Below are 18,547 nucleotides of genomic sequence, written 5' to 3'. Positions count from 1 at the left end.
GCGCCTTGATCGGCCAGCATCTGGCAGGCCATCGGCCCCGACACGATCTGCGACAAATCGACGATGCGAATTCCGGCCAACGGACCCGTCATGGCTGTGCCCCTCAATCGTTGATGTTGATGTGGCGCGTGTCTTTCAGGAACAGCAGCATGATGATCAGGCCAACGGCCACCACCACGATGGTATACCACAGGCCCGCAAACACATCGCCAGTGGAGACCACGATATACTGCGAAATCACCGGTAGAAACCCGCCGAAATAGCCGGTGCCGATATGATAAGGCACCGACATGCTGGTGTAGCGCACGCGCGCCGGAAACATCTCCACAAGCACGGCGGCAATCGGCGCATAGGTCCAGCCGCTCAGCAGGCCGATGGCCATCACCGCCAACAACAGTTTCCATGCCACCACCCGGTCTGGATCAGCCTTTTCCGGCCAGCCGGCCGCATTGAGCGCCGCGCCCCAACTTGCCTTGTCAAACCCCTCCAGCCGGCTGCCAGCCACGGTCATGGCGAGCACTGGTGCGTCGGTCTTGTCATAGGATACGCCGCGTTTGGTCAGCCATTCCAGCGCCTTGCCGCATTCGGTTTCCTGCTTGGTAAACACATTATAAGCACAAGCCGGCAGTTCAACCGTGACCGGCGCGTTTGCCATGGCTTCGGCCAGCGCCGGATTGGCCCCGCTGCTCATCAGGTGGAAAATCGGAAACAGCGCCGCCAGCGTTATGGCAAAGCCGGCGCTGAGCACCTGCTTGCGGCCCACCCGGTCAGACAGGCCGCCAAAATAGATATATGCGGGCGCTGAAACCAGCACGCCCACCGCCAGATACAGCAGCGCTTCACGTTCGGGCAGGCGCGCGGTGTTTTGCAGGAAATACAGCGTGCCAAACTGGCTGGTGTAGAAAATCACGGTAAATCCAGCCGAAATCGCCAGCGCCACCAGCAATCGCCCCTTGTTGCCGCGGGCCTGCAAGGCATCCTTGAAGGGATTGCTGGAGGTGGCGCCGGCAATCTTCATCTTTTGAAAGACCGGGCTTTCGGCCAGTTTCAGCCGCACCCACAGCGAAATCGCCAGCAGGAAGATCGACATCAAAAATGGCACCCGCCAGCCCCAGTCGGCAAACTGGTCTTCCGGGATCAGCGCGCGCGTGGCCAGCACCACCGCCAGCGTCAACATGAAGCCGCCCGCCGCTGCTGCTTGTATCCAACTGGTATAGGCCCCGCGCTTGCCGGGCGGGGCATGTTCGGCAACATAAATCGCCGCCCCGCCATATTCGCCGCCCAGCGCCAGCCCCTGCAACGTGCGCAGCACCAGCAGCAAGATCGGAGCGAGGATGCCAGCCTGTTCAAAGGTGGGCAACAGGCCGATGCAGGCCGTGGCACCGCCCATCATCGCGATGGTGATCAGGAAGGTGTATTTCCGGCCGACCTTGTCACCAAACCAGCCAAACACCAGCGCGCCCAGCGGCCGGAAGAAGAATCCGATGGCAAAGGCAAACAGGCTGAAAAGCAATTCGGTGGTGGGATTGCCGGTGGCAAAAAACAGCTTGCCGAGCAGGCTGGCAAGAATGCCGTAGAGGAAAAAATCATACCATTCGAACACGGTGCCGAGGCTGCTGGCGACGATGACAAGCCGATCGCGCTTGGGATCAATCACATCCTCGACAGTTGTTGCCTCTGCGCCCAAGTTCCGGCCTCCCCGCCTGTTACTTGGCGATGGGCATAGCGCAAGCGGCGCAGGTTGCAACCGGCGGGAAACGGCAGGCAGCGGCGACAGGAGCGGATTGACCAGTTGCAACAGACAGCGCAAGTCTGCTGGCCATGCAACATGACGCGATAATCATCGGCGGCGGCCACAACGGGCTGGTTACCGCCTTCTACCTCGCCCGCGCCGGGCTGAAGGTACACATCTGCGAAGCGCGCGATATCGTTGGCGGCGCGTGCGTGACCGAGGAGTTTGCGCCGGGTTTCCGCAACAGCACGGCCAGCTATACCGTGTCGCTGCTGCAGGAACAGGTCGCGGCCGATATGAAGCTGGCCGATCATGGCCTGCGCATCGTGTTGCGGCCGCTGGGCAATTTCCTGCCGCTGGACAATGACTATCTAAAAGTCGGGGCGGGCCAGACCCAGGCCGAGGTGGCGCGCTTTTCTGCCAAGGACGCTGCCGCCCTGCCCGCCTATGAAGCGCGGCTGGAGGTGCTGGCCGATCAAATGCGGCGGCTGGCGCTGAAAACCCCACCGGGGCGCGGGCTGGGCGGGCTGGCGGCGCTGGCGCTGCAGGGTTGGCCGCTGACCGGGTTGAGCACCGATGAGCAGCGCGAACTGCTGGCGCTGTTCACCCGATCGGCGCGCGAATATCTGGATGGTTGGTTCGAAAGCGATCCGATCAAGGCGGTGTTTGGTTTTGACAGCATCGTTGGCCACTTCGCCAGCCCGGACACGCCGGGTTCCGCCTATGTGCTGCTGCACCATGTGTTTGGCGAAGTGAACGGCGTCAAAGGCGCCTGGGGCCATGCCATCGGCGGCATGGGCGCCATTACCCAGGCGATGGCCAAGGCCTGCGCGGGCGCCGGCGTGTCCATCGGACTGGAAGAACGGGTCGCCAGCCTCAACGTGGTGGCAGGCAAGGCGCGCGGTGTCACGCTGGCGGACGGCCGCGTGCTGGACGCGCCGATCATCGCCAGCACTGCCGGCCCGGCGTTGCTGTTTCGCCAATTGGTTGACCGCGCCGATCTGCCCGCTGATTTTGCCCGCGCCATGGATGGCTATGCGATCGGTTCAGGCACGTTCCGCATGAACGTGGCGCTGTCGGAACTGCCGGATTTCAGCGTGTTGCCGGGCTCCGGCGACCACCACGGCGCCGGCATCATCATGGCGCCCAGCCTCGATTACATGGACCGCGCCTACGCCGACGCCAGGGCGCACGGCTGGTCACGTCAGCCGATCGTGGAAATGCTGATCCCAAGCACGCTGGACGATACGCTGGCGCCGCCGGGACAGCACGTCGCCAGCCTGTTTTGCCAACAATTTGCGCCAACGCTGCCCGGCGGCAAAAGCTGGGACGATGCGCGCGAAACCGTCGCCGATCTGATCATCGATACGGTCACCGCCCATGCCCCCAATTTCAAGGCCAGCATCATCGCGCGGCAGGTCCATTCGCCCCTGGATCTGGAACGCAAATTCGGGCTTATCGGCGGCGATATCTTTCATGGCCGCATGAGCCTGGATCAATTGTGGGCCGCGCGCCCGGTGCTGGGCCACGGCGATCACCGCATGCCGATCAAGGGCCTGTATCTGTGCGGCAGCGGCGCGCATCCCGGCGGCGGCGTCACCGGCGCGCCCGGCCACAATGCGGCGCGCGCCATCTTGTCCGACCGGCGCTTTGCCCGGCTTGGTCTGTAAGGTGGGCCTGTAAGGGGCGCGCGACAGTTCACGAGGCGACTGCATTACAACGAGAACGGCCGGGGCGTCGCCTCCCCGGCCGTTTCAAATCACGCTTGCGCGCTGATTACTTGGCGCTGGCCAGATAGGCGGTCATGCGCTTGGTGGCCAGCGGCGGCAGCTTCACAGCCTTGGCAGCGGCCAGATTGGCCGACGGGCCATTGCCCACCTGCACGAGGGCAACCATGCCCATCGATGCGTGCGGCAGGCACTTGATGCCATACACGCCGGGCTTGCCGGCCTTGAACACGAAATCCTTGCCCATGGCGCCCTTCTGTTCGGCTTCACCGGCCGGCAGGAAGCCTGGAATGGTCTGGCCGTTGTGGCCCGGGTTGGCCGCCACAAACTTCACGGTATCGCCAGGTGCGGCCTTCACGAAGCCCGGTTCGAACACCATGGCGCCTTCGGCACCCTTGTTCAGCATCTTGACGGTGATTTCCTTGGCAGCGGCCGGAGCAGCAATAACCAGGGCAGCAGCAACAAAACCCAAAATCTTCATGAACGTCACCTTTGGTTTGGCGGACCGGCAGCCGGGGTTACGCCAGTGAATTTGAACGCGCCCCGACCGATATGGACGAGAACAAGCGTGCTGCGTATTACGCGGGCTGCCGGCGTTGCTCAAGTGGGCTAAGATTGTGACACGTTGTCCATCTTTGCCCCACCAGCGTCTGCAGCCATGCAGCGCTATGCAACAGCGCAGCTTGCAGCAGGGTGAACAGTCACAAGCTGGCAACAATTCCGTCAGCTGGATTGATCTCACCGTTCACCAGCCGCGCCCATGCGGCGGCAACAGCATCCGCGCCCATCACGCGGCTGACCGTTAGCCAGCCCAGCGTGGCGGCAAAGCCGGCCCACGCCGCGCTCAGGCGGGCATCATAACCAGCCGCGCCCCACTGCGCGACCCGGTCCTGCGCCACAGTGGGCGCAAAGAACAGTTGCGGCACCGGGCCGGGCAATTGGGCAGTGTTGGGGGCCTGCCAATGGGTGTCGCCGACGATGTGGCTTTCGGTCAATCGGCCGGCCAACAAGCTGTGCACGTTGTGCCGCACACCGCCGTGGCCGGAAAAATCAATGAAGCCGATGGCATCACCCGGGATACCGCCAAGATCCTCATAGCTGTAGACTTGGTCATAATAGCCAGTGGCAAGGCAAAATTCGCGGTTGGCCGGCGATGTCAGGCCCACCACCGTCTGGCGGCCCAGCGCGGCCTGCGCGACGCCCAGCGCGGTCTTCGACGATGCCGACGACAGCAGAAGCGTGTCCAGCGGCCGCGTCGCCATCAGGCAATCGATCAGGAAGCTGGTGGCATAAAGCGGCCGGAACAGGCACTGCAATGCATCGTCCCCCCAAGCGGCGCTGGCCGGGCTGTAACGGTTGTAGAAATACGGCAAGGCCGCGCGGTGGGCGGCGCCATCGGTAAAGCCAAAGGCCGAAACCTGCTGCGGGCTGAGCACTGCCTGGCTGCCCATCGGCCAATAGCCAAACCAGCGGCTGCCCACAGCAACCGCGTCGCTGCGCGTTTCCACCGCGCGGCCAAAGCCCCACACCGGCACGATGCCGTGATCCTCCGGCGCAGGGAAGAATTTCCAATAGGCAAAATCCTCGCCGTGCACGGCGTAGGTGACATTGTTGGCGGTCAGCGCAAACTGTTCGATGACAAAGCGCGCTTCGCCATCCGCAAGCGCACCCGGATCGGGCAACGCGGTGGTTTGCGCCAATGCGCCAATTTGAGCAGCCAAAATGGTCATGACGCGTCCTTACAGGCCGGCAAACAGCTGTTTGCGCGGGCCGAGATAGCCGAAAAGATAGGCCGCAACCTTGCGGATCTGAATTTCTTCCGAGCCTTCGGTGATGCGATAACGGCGGTGGTGGCGATAAATATGCTCGAACGGCTTGTGCCGGCTGTAGCCGATGCCGCCGTGCACCTGCATCGCCCGGTCTGCGGCTTCGCACACCAGCCGGTTGGCCCAGTAGTTGCACATCGAAATCTTGTCAGACAGCTGGCTCTCGATGGCTTCGTGGGGCATGTTGTCCATGTCCCACGCCGTCTTGTAGATCAGCAGGCGCAGCATCTCGCACTGTGTGGCCAGTTCCACCAGCGGGAATTGAATGGCCTGGTTTTTCGACAAGGCCTCGCCAAACGGCTTGCGGGTGCGGGCATAGCGCACGCTTTCCTCGACACAGAAGGTCGCTGCGCCGAGCGACGACGCCGCCTGGCGGATGCGGTTCTGGTGCACAAAGCTTTGCGCCAATGACAGCCCGCCATCGGCTGGCCCCAGCCGCGTCGAATCGGGCACCCAGACTTTGGTGAAGCTGACGCGCGGGTGATCGGTGGGCATGTTGAATGTCCACAGATATTCCTCGATCTTCAGGCCCGGCGTATTGGTCGGCACCAGAAAACAGGAAATCCCGCGCGCCGCGCCGGCAGCGCCCGATGTGCGGCAGAAGGTGGCGCAGTGGGTGGCGACATGCATCCCGGTCGTCCACATTTTCTCACCGTTGATCAGCCAGCCGTCCACGCCGCCCCGGTTTTCCGGCACCGCGGTGGTTTCCATGTGGGTGGCGTCGCTGCCGTGGTCAGGCTCGGTCAGGCCAAAGGCAGTGATCCGCTTGCGGGCAAAGCCGCCCAGGATGAATTCGTCCTGCTGCGCCGGCGTGCCAAAGGCTTCGAACATGGCAACAAACGGGAAATTGCCGACGATGCTGTGTTCGTTCTGCAGATCATTGTGCAGGCCCAGCCCCTTAGCAGCGAACTTGTCGCGAATCACAGCCATCCACAGGTTGCTGCCATCCTGGCCGCCATATTTCTTCGGCGCCGAAAACCGCCAATGCCCGGCCTTGTCAGCACGCATCGATGCTTCACGCAGCAACAGCTCCCACTCATGGCGAGGCAGGCCGCCATTTTCAAAATCGGTGCGCGCCCATTCGCGGCGGTGATCGAAGAAGCGGATATTGTCGTCCTGATTTTCGAGCGGCTTGATCTCGGCTGCGATGAACGCATCAAGCTCGGCCAGATAGGCAATCAGATCGGCTGGCAGTGCAAAATCCATGGGCAGGTCTCGCTGTGTTGACAACCGAACATGAGCCATCATCGCCCCGCACATAACTGGTGGATTGGGGGAGGCTGGCGCGCCCGCCAGCCTGTCCTACACGCCGGCAATTGGGGTAGACTGGCGTCCGTTTGGATTGACTGGCATCCGTGCTGAGGGATCATCCGGCGTTGAAAAATTTTCTCCAAAACATATTGTTTCGTCAAAACTGGAAAAAACCCAACCTCTTGCACCGTGCCGCGGCATCAGCGAAAATAACTGCAAGGGGAATGATCCATGACCAGCCAAACCAACCGCCGCAGCCTGCTCACTGCCGCCATGGCCAGCCCGCTGTGGGCCGGCTGGGCCGCCCGCGCCGCGGCCCACGAACGCGATGCTGATACCATCCTGGTCAAAGGTCAGATGATCACCATGGACGATGCCAACCCACGCGCCACCACCATGGCCATCAAGGCCGGGCGCATCATGGCAGTGGGCGGCGATGATGTGCGCAGCCTGGCCGGCAAGACCACGCAGTTGGTCGATCTGAAAGGCGCCTGCGTGGTGCCGGGCTTCATCGATTGCCACAACCACCCGATCGGCGATGTGCTGCTGTATGAAACACTGGTCGGCAATCCGTTCGAGGTGGAATTTGTCACCATCCAGTCGATCATCGACAAATTGCGCGCCAAGGCCGCGATCACGCCGCCGGGATACTGGGTGGAAGGCTATTTCCATGACGATACCAAGCTGAAGGATGGCCGCCAGTTGACAGTGGATGATCTCGACAAGATCAGCACCGCGCATCCGGTAATGGTACGCCACCGCGGCGGCCACACGGTTTTCGTCAACAGCGTTGCCTTCAAATTGGCCGGGGTCACGCCGGACACGCCCAATCCACCCGGCGGCACGTTCGATCGGCTGCCCGGTGGCCGGCTTTCCGGCCGTATCACCGATAATGCCATCGATCTCGTCGAGGCAAAGGGCCAGCGCCCCGTGATCGATGCAGCGGAGCGGGCACGGCGGGTTCGCGCCGGGCAGGCGCATATCAGCGCGCAATTCAGCCGCTATGGCCTGACGACCGTGCATCACCAGGGCGGCGATCTGGCGGCCATCCAGGATGTGCGCGCCGCAGGGCAACTCAAGCACCGGGTCAGCTACGAAGCGCAGGGCACGATGGTTGACCAGATGATCGCCGCCGGCCTGAAAACCGGATTTGGCGATGACTGGATCAGGCTGGGTGCCACCGCCGAACATCTGGCCGATGGCAGTTTTTCGGAACGCACCATGGCGCTGTCCACGCCCTACCCCGGCCGCACCCCGGCCTATTATGGCAACATCACCGAACCGCAGGAGGTGCTGGACGCCTGGGTCGAAAAAGTGGTGCGCGCCGGCATCCAGCCCAATATTCATGCCAACGGCGATGTCACCATCGGCATGGCGCTCACCGCCTTCGAACGCGCGCTGGCCAAGCTGCCCGTAAAGGATCTGCGGCCCAAGATCACCCATTGCACGCTCATCAACGAAAGCCTGCTCAAACGCATAGCGGCCATTGGCGCGGTGCCGGCGCCGTTCACCAGCTATGCCTATTACAACAGCGACAAATTCGGATTTTATGGCGAAGCGCGCATGGCCAACGCCATGGCCTTTCGCTCCTTCCTCGATGCCGGCATCGAGGTGTGCGCCGGCAGCGATTTCTTCCCCGGCCCGTTTGCACCATTGATGGGCATTCAGGGCATGGTAACCCGCACCGGGTGGAACGGCGAAACCTGGGGCGCAAACCAGCGGGTGAGCGTGCTAGAGGCGATTCGCATCAACACGCTGAACGGCGCCTGGGCCGCCAAGGAAGAAGCCATCAAGGGCAGCCTGACCGCCGGCAAGCTGGCCGATTATGTCGTGCTTGCCGCCGATCCCACCGCGATTGCCGCCGACAACATCAAGGATATCAAGATCATCGAGACCGTCGTGGACGGGCGCAGCCAGTATCGCGCCTGAAGCACCAATGGCTGACATTCATATTCGCCCTGCCCTGCCCGGCGATGTGCCCGCGCTTGAGGCCTTGATCGCAGCATCGGCCCGCATGTTGAGCACGGGCTTTTACACGGCACAGCAAACCGAAGCAGCGATTGCGCATGTCTTTGGCGTGGACAGCGAGCTCGTCTGCGACGGCAGCTATCTGGTGGTTGAGGCGAGTGATTCGACCGCCGACATCCTCGGCTGCGGCGGCTGGAGCCGGCGCGCGACCCTGTTTGGCGGCGATCGCTATGGCGGCCGCGAATCCGGCCTGCTCGATCCGGCACGCGACGCCGCCAAGGTGCGCGCCTTCTTCGTGGCGCAGCATGCCGCCCGGCGCGGCGTGGGCGCGGCACTGCTGCACGCCTGCGAGACGGCTGCTGCGGCCGCTGGGTTTGCCCGCACCGAATTGATGGCCACCCTGCCCGGTGTGCCCTTTTATGCAGCCCATGGGTATAGCGCTGGCGATCCGATCAGCCTGAATTGTGGCGGCGTCGCCGTGCCATTCGTGCCGATGCACAAACAGCTTTTGATACCAGAAACGGCTCGCTGACGCGCAAACTGTTGCGCAAAGGCCACGCATGGCGGCTGTATCATTACGGCAACAGCCAATTGCGCAATTTTGCGGGTGCGCAAATAGCGTATGTGGTGCAGCATCCCGGTAGTGTTGGAAGGTGCGGCCAGAAACGCTGTGCGGCCCATCGGGCCAAATTGATTGCAATATTTTCGAACGGGGGAAATCCATGACGAGCACCAAGACGTTGCGCCGTGCAGGCGATCTGAAACTGGCCACATCCGTGTTGGCCTTGCTGATGGCAGGCATCGCGGCTCCGGCCCTTGCCGGTCAGGATCAAGCAGCCACCGCTGCCGCCGAAAAGGAAGATGCCACCATCATCGTGACCGGCACCCGCCGTACCGACCGCACCGTCCTCGAAAGCGCCGTGCCGGTCGACGTGTTTACCGCCGATGATTTCAAGGCACAGCCCGCACCGCAGCTGCAGACGATTCTGCAAACGCTGGTCCCCTCGTTCAACCAGCAGCGCAACCTGCTCGGCGATGCCTCCGCCTTCGTGCGTCCGCCCACCTTGCGCGGCCTGCCGGCTGACCAGATCCTCGTGCTGATCAACGGCAAGCGCATGCACCGTTCGGCGCTCGTGCAGGTTGCCGCCGGTGCACTGAACGCCGGTGCCCAAGGTGCCGATCTGTCGCAAATTCCCGGTGTGGCCCTGGGCCGGCTGGAAGTGCTTCGCGACGGTGCCGCTGCGCAATATGGTTCCGATGCCATCGCCGGCGTGATCAACCTCGGCCTGCGCCGCGACACCGGCTATGAAGTGACTGCACGCTATGGCCAGACCTATGAGGGTGACGGCCAGGACACGCAGCTGACGGCTTTTTATGGCACCAAGCTTGGCGATGATGGCGGCTTCTTCAACATCACGGGCGAATTCATCGATCAGAATATCTGGGATCGTTCGGTGCCGCGTCCGTCGGTCGCGCCATTGGCAGCTCAGGGGATCACCACCGATTTCCCAACCGGCAATCGCCTGGGCGGCCCGGAAAACCGCGCCTATCGCGCCGTGTTCAATATGGAATTGCCGGCTGGTGACACGACGTTCTACGCCTTCGGTAACTATGGCTGGCAGCGTCAGGGCAATGATTTCAACCTGCGTGTGCCAGTCACTGTCACGCATGCGCCGATCGACGGCCGGCCCGGCACGGCTACCACCAGCCGTTCGGTTAACCCGGTCTTCCTGACCCGCGCGGGCTTTGATGCAACTGGCAGGGCACTGTGGGATGTCAATGGCGCCACCTTCAACATCAATGACGATCCCCGGTTCCCGACCTTCCGCAACGGCTTCGTGCCGTTCTTCGAAGCCACCAACGAAGATATCGGCCTGGTCGGCGGCTTCAAGGGCGCTGAATTTGGCATCAAATATGATGTATCGTTGATGTATGGCACCAACCAGATTCGCTACTTCATGAGCGATACGGTCAACGCCTCGCTCGGCCCCGCGACACCCACCGATTTCTACATGGGCAAGCTGGTGCAGCGCGAATTCAACTTCAACGCCGATTTCAACACCGAAGCAGAAGTCGGCTTCGCTAAGCCGCTCTTCATCGCCTGGGGTGTCGAAGTGCGCCGCGAAGCCTATGAAGTCGGCCTCGGTGACGCCGCGTCTTGGACTGTTGGCCAGTTCGCTGCGCAACAGCTGGTACAGTGCACCTTGCTCGCGACCGGCGGCGTCGCGCCTTGCGCCACCCCGGGCGCGTCAGCACCGACGAACGTGCGCATCACCACAGCGCTGCCGGGCTCCAACGGCTTCCAGGGCTTTGGCCCGGCATCAGTTACCGAAGGCGGCCGCAACAACTATTCGGCTTATGTCGATTTCGAAGCCACCCCGGTCGAAGGCCTCGATGTCGGCGTTGCCGCCCGTTACGATTATTTCAACGATTTCGGCGACACGTTCAACGGCAAGATCAGCGCGCGTTATGCCTTCAATGATATCGTCGCCGTCCGCGGTGCAGCGTCAACTGGCTTCCGTGCACCGACGCCCGGCCAGCAGTTTACCCAGAACCTGACCACCGGCTTCCCGTTCGGTTCGACAGTGCCACAGGGCATTGCCACCGTGCGCCCGGACAGCCCGATCGGTCAGTTCTTCCTGGCAGAGCCGCTCAAGCCTGAAAAATCGACCAGCTTCTCAGGTGGCTTTGTGGTCACACCGGGCGGCGGCTTCAACATCACGGTCGATTACTACAATATCAAGGTGACTGACCGGATCGGCATCACCGGCAACCTGAACCCCAACCAGGCCAACGGCACCGGGCTGACCGCCACGCAGTTCCTGCTGGCCCAAGGTGTGGCTGAGGCCGCTGAACTGGGTGCGGTGCGCTATTTCACCAACGCCTTCGCGACCCGCACGCAGGGTTTCGACGTGACCATCCAGCACAAGGCCGATACCGGTTTTGGCCGCTTCAACACCACCCTGGCTGTGAACTACAACAACACCAAGGTCACCGATCGCCGGGTGGTCGCTGGTACGTTGGCCAACGGCCAGTCGCTGTCCAACTTCCGCCCTGTTGACGATGTCCGCGTCGGCAACATTGAACTGTCCAACCCCAACTGGCGTGCCGTGCTGTCCGAAACCTATACCAACGGCATGTTCGACGCGACGGCGCGTGGCAGCTACTTCGGCAGCTTCACTGCCTTCAACGATCCGATCACCACGGGGATCGGCGCGACACCGGGCGTGACGGCGGCGCAGGCTGCGGCACTTTACCCGGTGCCATTCTCCAAGAAGTTCGGAGCGCAGGTGGCCTTCGATCTCGAAGTCGGCGTGACCTTCGAAGAGAAGTTCCGCATTGCCGTTGGCGCGCAGAACTTGTTCAATACCTTCCCGCAGCGCGAAACCCGCAACATCTTCCCGCAAACGGGCGGCGCCGCCAACGGCTCCATCTACCCGGATACGGCGCCGATCGGCCAGATGGGCGGCTTCTGGTATCTGCGCGCTTCGGCTCGCTTCTAAACAGCAAGGCCAGCTTTAGAGCTTGCCAAGGACGGGCGGCAGGGCAATCCTGCCGCCCGTTCGCGTTTCACCAACCCAAGGAGGACGAAGCCATGAAATTCCTTACCCTCGCCGCCGCCAGCCTCGCACTCGCCGTCGCCGCCGTTCCAGCTGCTGCCCAGAATGTCCAGAAGATCGGCACGCCCGGCGGCCGCATCCTGACCACCGCCGTCGTCAAGCCCGGCGCCACCACCGTCTATCTGTCAGGCAACCTCGCCTCGCCGATCGATCCGGCCAAGCCCACCGAATTTGGTGACACCAAGACGCAAACCATCAGCACCTTGAAGAAGATCAAGGCGCTGCTGGAAGCGCAAGGCATGACCATGAAGGATATCATCCGCATGGATGCCTATCTCACCGCAGCGCCCGGCATGGACGGCAAGATGGATTTTGCCGGCTTCAACGCCGGTTTCGCCGAGTTTTTCGGCAATGCCGAAAATCCGACCACCACCACCCGCACCACCATGCAGATCGCAGCACTGGCTGGCCCGAATTTCCTCGTGGAATTGACGGTAATCGCGGCCAAGTAAGTTTGGAAAAACCAGCCTCCGGCGGGCAGGGGTCACCCCTGCCCGCCGGAGGCAATTATTCTACAGCAGCACGCGTTCCGGCTTGGGCACTTCGGCCAGCACTGTGTCGCGATCGATCCGCATCAGCGGCTTGATATGGCCATCGCGCAGATCATAAACCCAGCCATGCAGGGTGAGAGGGCGGCCTGAAGCAAAAACCTGCTGCACCGGTGCGGTGCCGGCCAGATGCAGCAATTGATCGCGCACATTCACTTCCACCATGCGGTTTACTTGCTCATCGCCGGCTGGCAGTGCTTCGATCTCTCTGCGGTGATCGTTCAGCACTTGCCTTGCATGGTCCAGCCAGTCGGCAATCGGGCCTTCCACGGTGCCTTCAAGAGCCGCCTGGATGCCGCCGCAGCCATAATGGCCGCAGATCACCACATGCGGCACCTCCAGCACGTTCAGCGCATATTCCAGCACCGCCATCAGGTTGCGATCATCGGGATAGACGAGATTGGCAATGTTGCGGTGCACGAACAAGCCGCCAGGCGCCGCCTGTGTCATTTGATCGGGAGCAACCCGGCTGTCCGAACAACCGATCCACAGGAACACCGGGCGATGCTCGGTAACGTTGCGGTTGAAGAATTGCGGATTTTCACACAGCATTTCCGCTGACCAGGCCCGATTGGCGAGCAGCAGTTGATCGATTTCCTTCATTGATACCGGCTCTTTCAGGTGGCGCGGGCGCGAGTGAGCGGCGCGTTGACCATGGGCGCAAACTTCATGGCATGATCGGCCTTTACCCGCACATCGATGTTGCGGAAGGGAGCGCCGCGCACGAAGCTGTTGATGATGTCGATACAATCAAGATCGACATAGCTGGTGCCCGACAGATCGATGAGCAGCTCGCTGCCATCGGGCACCCGGCCCAGTGCGTCCTGCAGCGCTGGCTTGTGCATGAAATAGAGATTGCGGCGCGCCCGCACCATCACCGTGCCGCCATATTCGACATAGGTGATGATGTTGCCGGTGGACCGCCAGATCACGAAGCCCATGCCCACCGCCAGGCCGATGCCGATACCGATCAGCAGATCGGTAAACAGGATGGCAAGCACAGTAATTACGAACGGGATGAACTGGCTCAAACCCTGCCGCCAGCGTTGCAGGAACAGCGCCGGCTTGGCGAGCTTGTACCCGGTGGCGATCAGCACGGCCGCCAGCGCCGACAGCGGGATCAGATTGAGGATTGACGGGATTACCGCGAGGCCAAGCAGCAACCACAGCCCGTGCAGCATCGTTGAAAGCCGCGAATCCGCTGCCGATTCGACATTGGCCGATGATCGCACGATCACCGATGTGACCGGCAGGCCGCCGAGCAGACCCGATGTGATATTGCCGATGCCCTGTGCCAGCAGCTCGCGGTTCTTGTCGGTCACCCGGCGCTTGGGATCAAGCTCGTCAACCGCCTTGACCGACAGCAGCGATTCGAGGCTGGCAACGATGGCCAGGGTCAGCGCCGTCGTCCACACCGCCGCATTGGTGATGGCACCAAAATCCGGCAGGCGGATCTGATCGACCAGCGCCAGCGGCGTTGCCGACACCGGCACCTGCACCAGATGGCTGGGCCCGATGGCCAGATCAGGCGCAAATTGGCGAAACGCTTCGTTGGCAGCCACCGAAAACAACACCACCACCAGCGGACCGGGCAGCAGCTTGAATGGGCCTTGCTTGGGCTTGGCCTTGTCCCACCAGAACAGGAACGCCAGGCTGATGGCGGCAATGGCAGCAGCGCCCCACAGGAAATCGGTGGCCAGCATGTTGAGCAGGGTTGTGAAGGTGTTGCCGCCGTCGGGCTGGGCAAAGCCCATGTCGCCTTCGGGATCGCGATCATAGCCCACCGCGTGCGGCACTTGCTTGAGGATCAGGATCAGGCCGATGGCGGCCAGCATGCCGGTGATGACGGCGCCGGGCACGAATTCGGCAATCACACCGCCGCGGGTGGCGGCAAAGAGCAATTGCAGCACCCCGGCCAGCACCACCGCCAGCAAAAACGCATCGAAGCTGGGCAGGCTGGTGATCGCCGCCAGCACGATCGTGGTCAGGCCGGCCGCCGGCCCGGACACCGAAAGCGGCGAACGGCTGAGCGCGCCCACAACGATGCCGCCCACAATGCCGGCAATCATCCCGGACATGAGCGGCGCGCCCGATGCCAGCGCCACACCCAGGCAGAGCGGCAACGCCACCAGAGCGACCACGAGCGACGCTGGCAGATCTTGCCGCCAACTGGTCAGCAGGCCGGTGTTATGCATAGGATCACACCCTTGCTCGTTGCCCGGCAGCGGATCGCAGCGGCCTGATTGGCAGTATTGAAGGGCGGCACTAGCACCGCATTACCGGCTTGTCATTGCGCCATGCTGCGCCATCAAGATTGACTGGCCAGCGCCGCCGCCGCTTGCGCAGGCGGGCGCGGCGCGGCAAACAGGCAAGCATGAACACTCCCCCGCTTCAGGCTGTCATCATCCCCGTCACGCCGCTGCAGCAAAACTGCACGCTGCTCTGGTGCACCCGCACGATGCGCGGCACGTTCACTGATCCCGGCGGCGATCTGGACCGGCTGATGAACGAGGCCAACCGGCGCGGCGTCACCATCGAAAAGCTGCTGGTGACACACGGCCACATCGATCATTGCGGCCTGACAGCAGTGCTGGCGCGCCAATTGGACGTGCCAATCGAAGGCCCGCACCACGATGACAAATTCTGGATCGACATGAACCCGGCGCAGGGTGCGGCCTATGGCCTGGCGGGTGCGGAGGCGTTCACGCCCGATCGCTGGCTGAACGACGGCGATCAGGTGACCGTGGGTGATCTGGTGCTGGATGTCTATCACTGCCCCGGCCACACGCCCGGCCATGTCGTATTTCACCACGCGCCATCAGATCTGGCCATCGTCGGCGACGTGCTGTTTCAGGGCAGCATCGGCCGCACGGATTTTCCGCGCGGCAATTTCAATGATCTGGTGACGTCGATCACCACGAAACTGTGGCCGCTGGGCAACCAAACCAGATTTGTGCCTGGCCACGGCGACATGAGCAGCTTTGGCCGCGAACGCCAGAGCAACGGCTATGTCGCCGATCACCTGCTGGGTTAGGGCAAGGGCTTAGACATAATCCTGAGGGCCGGCTGGTGACACCAGACCAAAGCCAAGGCCAAGCGCCCATAGCGACAAACCCACCAAAAGCAGCCATGTCAGCACCACGCCCGCCGACCGAAACAGATTGGGCGATGGCCGGCTGATGCCGATGGCATGGGCGATCCGGGCAATCACCAAAACGCCGCCAGAGGCCCACAGCCACATCGAACCATGACCGATGCTGGATTCGATACTGGCCATCAAGATGAGCAAAAACGGCACATATTCGGAAAAATTGCCGTGCGCACGGACACGTTCCAGCAGCGCCTGGTCACCGCCGTCACCAAATGCCACCATTCCGGCCAGCCGTTTCTGAACCACCCGCAGGCTGAGCAGAAAAAACAGCAGGCCAAGCATGCCGCCGGTAAGCAGGGTAACAAGCAGCATCAGCCGGCCTTTCGCGGTGCTTCGGGCACCCAGCGCTGCACGAGCTTGTAGCTGCGCTCATACCAGCGCGATTCGGGATAATTGTTGCCGAGCACTGCCGCTGCCTTCGCAGCCTCCTCGGGAATGCCCATCGCGAGATAGGATTCGACCAGCCGGTGCAAGGCTTCCGGCGCATGGCTTGTGGTATCATATTGCTGAACCACGGTGCGAAAGCGCGTGATGGCGGCCAGATGCAAACCTTGCTTCTGGTAAAAACGCCCGATTTCCATTTCCTTGCCGGCCAAATGGTCCCGCGCCAGATCGATCTTGAGGCGCGCATCGGAGGCAAAATCGGTGTTCGGATAGCGGCGGACGAGTTCACCAAGCGAATCCAAGGCTTGCTGGGTGATCTTCTGATCCTTGTTCACCGGCTGGATCTGGTTGTAATAGCTAAGGGCAACAATGTAATAAGCATAAGGCGCTTCACGGCTGCCGGGGTGCAGCGACAAGAACCGCTGCGCGGCGCCAATAGACTCCTGATATTCGCCGGACACATAATAGGAAAATGCCGACATCAGCTGTGCGCGGCGAGCCCAGACACTATAGGGATGCTGGCGCTCGACTTCATCGAATTGCGCCGCTGCCAGCCGATATTGGCGCTTGTCCAGCGTCTGCTTGGCCGCCGTATACAGCGTCTCCACGTCCTGCGCGATGTAGCGCTGATCCTTGCGCGCCTTTTTGCTGCCGCCGCCGCAGGCTGACAGCAGCGCGGCCAGGCAAAGCGAAATGAGGACGGCGCGGGGGACACTGGACATGTCCGGTGATCTAGCAGGATGGCAGCGGTGGGGGAAGCGCCAGCAGGGACGCCGCCGCCAGCATTACAGATCCTGCGGCCGCCGCCGGATGACCAGATTGCGGATTTCCGTCATGTCTTCCATGGCAAAGCGCACGCCTTCGCGGCCCAGGCCGCTGTCCTTCACGCCGCCGTAGGGCATGTTGTCGACGCGGTAGCTCGGCACATCGTTGATGACGACGCCGCCAACCTCCAATTCATCCCAGGCCTTGAGCATATGGAACAGATCGCGGGTGAAGATCCCGGCCTGCAAACCGAACTTGCTGTCGTTGACGATGGCAAGCGCTTCATCAAAACTGTGAAAACGCACAAAAAATGCAACTGGACCAAAGGCTTCTTCGGTGTTGAGCTTGGCGCTGCGTGGCACGTCCTCCAGCAATGTCGCCGCCAGCATCGCACCCTCGCGCCCGCCGCCGCACAACAGGCGCGCGCCGCCCGCCACGGCCTCCTGTATCCAGCCGTCCAGCCGTGCAGCTTCCTTGACGTCGATCATCGGCCCGACAAACGTGTCTTCGGCGCGCGGATCGCCGGCGATCAGCTTGGCGGTGCGTTCCACCAGCTTGGCCTTGAAGGCATCATAAACCGCATCGTGCACCAAAATGCGCTGCACACCGATGCAGGATTGGCCTGACTGATAGAATGCCCCAAACACGGTGCGTGTCGCAGCATCATCCAGATCGGCGTCCGGCATGATGATCACGGCCGCGTTGCCGCCCAGTTCCAGCACGACCTTTTTCTTGCCGGCCCGCGCCTTCAGATCCCAGCCGACATCAGGCGAGCCGGTAAAGCTGAGCAATTTCAACCGATCATCGGTGGTGAACAGATCGGCCCCGTCGCGGTGCGCCGGCAGGATGGCAAAGGCGCCCGGCGGCAAATCGGTCTCGGCCAGCACTTCGCCGATGATAATCGCACCCAGCGGCGTGCGGCTGGCCGGCTTCATCACGAAGGGACAGCCGACCGCAATCGCCGGTGCAATCTTGTGCGCCGCCAGATTGAGTGGGAAATTGAACGGCGACACAAAGCTGCACGGGCCGATCGGCACGCGTTTCCACATGCCCTGATAGCCGCGGGCGCGCGGCGCGATGTCCAGCGGCTGCACTTCGCCGGTCATGCGCACGCTTTCTTCGGCGGCAATGCGGAATGTGTCGATCAGCCGGCCCACTTCGCCGCGCGCATCACGGATCGGCTTGCCCGCCTCGATGCACAGGGCGTGCGCCAGTTCATCATAACGCGCCGTAAACCGCGTGACACAATGGTTCAGTACCGCCTGACGCTCATAGCTGGCCATGCGCGCCATCGGCTGCGTTGCCGCCACAGCCGCCGCAATCGCCCGATCGATGGTAGCGGGATCGGCGATGGCGACGCGCGTTGCCGGCTGGCCGGTGAACTTGTCGGTCACCACCAGATCCCGGTTCGGCTGTTCCGCCCGGTTGGCGACATACAGCGGATAAACGTCCCTGAGCGCCATCGCCCTCACCCCTTTTGCCGTGTCTGCCGGTGTGGCAATCAGACGGTCAGCACAACCTTGCCGAGCGCCTTGCGGTCCATCATCCAGCGGATTGCCTGCGGGCCATCATCCA

Annotated in this window: 16 protein-coding genes; 6 read left to right on the top strand and 10 right to left on the bottom strand. The window is 62.4% G+C overall.

From position 1 onward, the window contains the following. On the bottom strand, positions 1 to 92 hold a 92-nt coding region (locus tag ABWP50_RS09295; protein WP_353217720.1), incomplete at its 3' end, for a CoA transferase. A gap of 11 nt (positions 93 to 103) precedes the next feature. After that, positions 104 to 1,687, bottom strand: coding sequence for an MFS transporter (locus ABWP50_RS09290; RefSeq protein ID WP_353217716.1), 1,584 nt, complete (start codon positions 1,685 to 1,687; stop codon positions 104 to 106). A 128-nt stretch (positions 1,688 to 1,815) separates the two neighbouring features. Here ABWP50_RS09290 and ABWP50_RS09285 point away from each other — a divergent pair, with 128 nt between their 5' ends. Continuing rightward, positions 1,816 to 3,402, top strand: coding sequence for a phytoene desaturase family protein (locus ABWP50_RS09285; RefSeq protein WP_353217719.1), 1,587 nt, complete (start codon positions 1,816 to 1,818; stop codon positions 3,400 to 3,402). 106 nt (positions 3,403 to 3,508) lie between these two features. Here the strand turns inward: ABWP50_RS09285 and ABWP50_RS09280 are convergent, their stop codons facing one another. The 3 genes from ABWP50_RS09280 to ABWP50_RS09270 all read right to left on the bottom strand — a co-directional run bounded on the left by ABWP50_RS09280 (position 3,509) and on the right by ABWP50_RS09270 (position 6,491). Then, positions 3,509 to 3,940: a pseudoazurin gene (locus ABWP50_RS09280; protein ID WP_353217715.1), complete on the bottom strand. Its 432-nt coding sequence runs from the start codon at positions 3,938 to 3,940 to the stop codon at positions 3,509 to 3,511. Between the two features lie 220 nt (positions 3,941 to 4,160). Continuing rightward, positions 4,161 to 5,189 carry a DUF2855 family protein gene (locus ABWP50_RS09275; protein ID WP_353217714.1) on the bottom strand — a complete coding sequence of 343 codons (1,029 nt, stop codon included), beginning with the start codon at positions 5,187 to 5,189 and terminating at the stop codon, positions 4,161 to 4,163. Between the two features lie 9 nt (positions 5,190 to 5,198). Beyond that, positions 5,199 to 6,491, bottom strand: coding sequence for an acyl-CoA dehydrogenase family protein (locus tag ABWP50_RS09270; RefSeq protein WP_353217713.1), 1,293 nt, complete (start codon positions 6,489 to 6,491; stop codon positions 5,199 to 5,201). A gap of 276 nt (positions 6,492 to 6,767) precedes the next feature. Between ABWP50_RS09270 and ABWP50_RS09265 the strand changes: the two genes are divergently transcribed. From ABWP50_RS09265 to ABWP50_RS09250, 4 genes are all read left to right on the top strand, one after another. Then, positions 6,768 to 8,465 (top strand): amidohydrolase, encoded by a 1,698-nt coding sequence (locus ABWP50_RS09265; RefSeq protein WP_353217712.1) that lies wholly within the window; start codon positions 6,768 to 6,770, stop codon positions 8,463 to 8,465. A 7-nt stretch (positions 8,466 to 8,472) separates the two neighbouring features. After that, positions 8,473 to 9,036 carry a GNAT family N-acetyltransferase gene (locus tag ABWP50_RS09260; protein WP_353217711.1) on the top strand — a complete coding sequence of 188 codons (564 nt, stop codon included), beginning with the start codon at positions 8,473 to 8,475 and terminating at the stop codon, positions 9,034 to 9,036. A gap of 190 nt (positions 9,037 to 9,226) precedes the next feature. After that, positions 9,227 to 12,007, top strand: coding sequence for a TonB-dependent receptor plug domain-containing protein (locus ABWP50_RS09255; RefSeq protein WP_353217710.1), 2,781 nt, complete (start codon positions 9,227 to 9,229; stop codon positions 12,005 to 12,007). A 92-nt stretch (positions 12,008 to 12,099) separates the two neighbouring features. Next, entirely contained in the window at positions 12,100 to 12,576 is a 477-nt protein-coding gene (locus ABWP50_RS09250; protein ID WP_353217709.1) for a Rid family hydrolase, read from the top strand. Between the two features lie 60 nt (positions 12,577 to 12,636). Here ABWP50_RS09250 and ABWP50_RS09245 read toward each other — a convergent pair whose 3' ends face one another. Then, positions 12,637 to 13,275 carry a carbonic anhydrase gene (locus tag ABWP50_RS09245; protein ID WP_353217708.1) on the bottom strand — a complete coding sequence of 213 codons (639 nt, stop codon included), beginning with the start codon at positions 13,273 to 13,275 and terminating at the stop codon, positions 12,637 to 12,639. 14 nt (positions 13,276 to 13,289) lie between these two features. Then, a complete protein-coding gene (locus tag ABWP50_RS09240; protein WP_353217707.1) occupies positions 13,290 to 14,867 on the bottom strand; it encodes a SulP family inorganic anion transporter in 1,578 nt (525 codons plus the stop codon). 179 nt (positions 14,868 to 15,046) lie between these two features. Between ABWP50_RS09240 and ABWP50_RS09235 the strand changes: the two genes are divergently transcribed. Continuing rightward, positions 15,047 to 15,706, top strand: a complete 660-nt coding sequence (locus tag ABWP50_RS09235) for an MBL fold metallo-hydrolase (RefSeq protein WP_353217706.1) — start codon at positions 15,047 to 15,049, stop codon at positions 15,704 to 15,706. A gap of 9 nt (positions 15,707 to 15,715) precedes the next feature. On the opposite strand, the gene ABWP50_RS09230 is transcribed toward ABWP50_RS09235, so the two are convergent. The 3 genes from ABWP50_RS09230 to ABWP50_RS09220 form a co-directional block, all read right to left on the bottom strand. Further along, positions 15,716 to 16,135: an MAPEG family protein gene (locus tag ABWP50_RS09230; protein WP_353217705.1), complete on the bottom strand. Its 420-nt coding sequence runs from the start codon at positions 16,133 to 16,135 to the stop codon at positions 15,716 to 15,718. Then, entirely contained in the window at positions 16,135 to 16,929 is a 795-nt protein-coding gene (locus ABWP50_RS09225; RefSeq protein WP_353217704.1) for an outer membrane protein assembly factor BamD, read from the bottom strand. Before ABWP50_RS09225 ends, ABWP50_RS09230 begins: the two co-directional genes overlap by 1 nt. A 63-nt stretch (positions 16,930 to 16,992) precedes the next feature. Beyond that, positions 16,993 to 18,435 (bottom strand): aldehyde dehydrogenase family protein, encoded by a 1,443-nt coding sequence (locus ABWP50_RS09220; RefSeq protein WP_353217703.1) that lies wholly within the window; start codon positions 18,433 to 18,435, stop codon positions 16,993 to 16,995. Positions 18,436 to 18,547: the final 112 nt, after the last annotated feature.

This window comes from Sandarakinorhabdus sp., assembly GCF_040398645.1.
GTDB lineage: Bacteria > Pseudomonadota > Alphaproteobacteria > Sphingomonadales > Sphingomonadaceae > Sandarakinorhabdus.
Note: the sequence above shows the minus strand (reverse complement) of the source record. Positions and strands in the feature narration are given on the sequence as shown.

What these genes read in the sequence shown, in the direction of transcription:
- ABWP50_RS09250 (WP_353217709.1), top strand. Translation starts at nt 12,100, where the DNA reads ATGAAATTCCTTACCCTCGCCGCCGCCAGCCTCGCACTCGCCGTCGCC.
- ABWP50_RS09270 (WP_353217713.1), bottom strand. Translation starts at nt 6,491, where the DNA reads ATGGATTTTGCACTGCCAGCCGATCTGATTGCCTATCTGGCCGAGCTT.
- ABWP50_RS09230 (WP_353217705.1), bottom strand. Translation starts at nt 16,135, where the DNA reads ATGCTGCTTGTTACCCTGCTTACCGGCGGCATGCTTGGCCTGCTGTTT.
- ABWP50_RS09225 (WP_353217704.1), bottom strand. Translation starts at nt 16,929, where the DNA reads ATGTCCAGTGTCCCCCGCGCCGTCCTCATTTCGCTTTGCCTGGCCGCG.
- ABWP50_RS09220 (WP_353217703.1), bottom strand. Translation starts at nt 18,435, where the DNA reads ATGGCGCTCAGGGACGTTTATCCGCTGTATGTCGCCAACCGGGCGGAA.
- ABWP50_RS09255 (WP_353217710.1), top strand. Translation starts at nt 9,227, where the DNA reads ATGACGAGCACCAAGACGTTGCGCCGTGCAGGCGATCTGAAACTGGCC.
- ABWP50_RS09260 (WP_353217711.1), top strand. Translation starts at nt 8,473, where the DNA reads ATGGCTGACATTCATATTCGCCCTGCCCTGCCCGGCGATGTGCCCGCG.
- ABWP50_RS09240 (WP_353217707.1), bottom strand. Translation starts at nt 14,867, where the DNA reads ATGCATAACACCGGCCTGCTGACCAGTTGGCGGCAAGATCTGCCAGCG.
- ABWP50_RS09265 (WP_353217712.1), top strand. Translation starts at nt 6,768, where the DNA reads ATGACCAGCCAAACCAACCGCCGCAGCCTGCTCACTGCCGCCATGGCC.
- ABWP50_RS09235 (WP_353217706.1), top strand. Translation starts at nt 15,047, where the DNA reads ATGAACACTCCCCCGCTTCAGGCTGTCATCATCCCCGTCACGCCGCTG.
- ABWP50_RS09275 (WP_353217714.1), bottom strand. Translation starts at nt 5,189, where the DNA reads ATGACCATTTTGGCTGCTCAAATTGGCGCATTGGCGCAAACCACCGCG.
- ABWP50_RS09245 (WP_353217708.1), bottom strand. Translation starts at nt 13,275, where the DNA reads ATGAAGGAAATCGATCAACTGCTGCTCGCCAATCGGGCCTGGTCAGCG.
- ABWP50_RS09280 (WP_353217715.1), bottom strand. Translation starts at nt 3,940, where the DNA reads ATGAAGATTTTGGGTTTTGTTGCTGCTGCCCTGGTTATTGCTGCTCCG.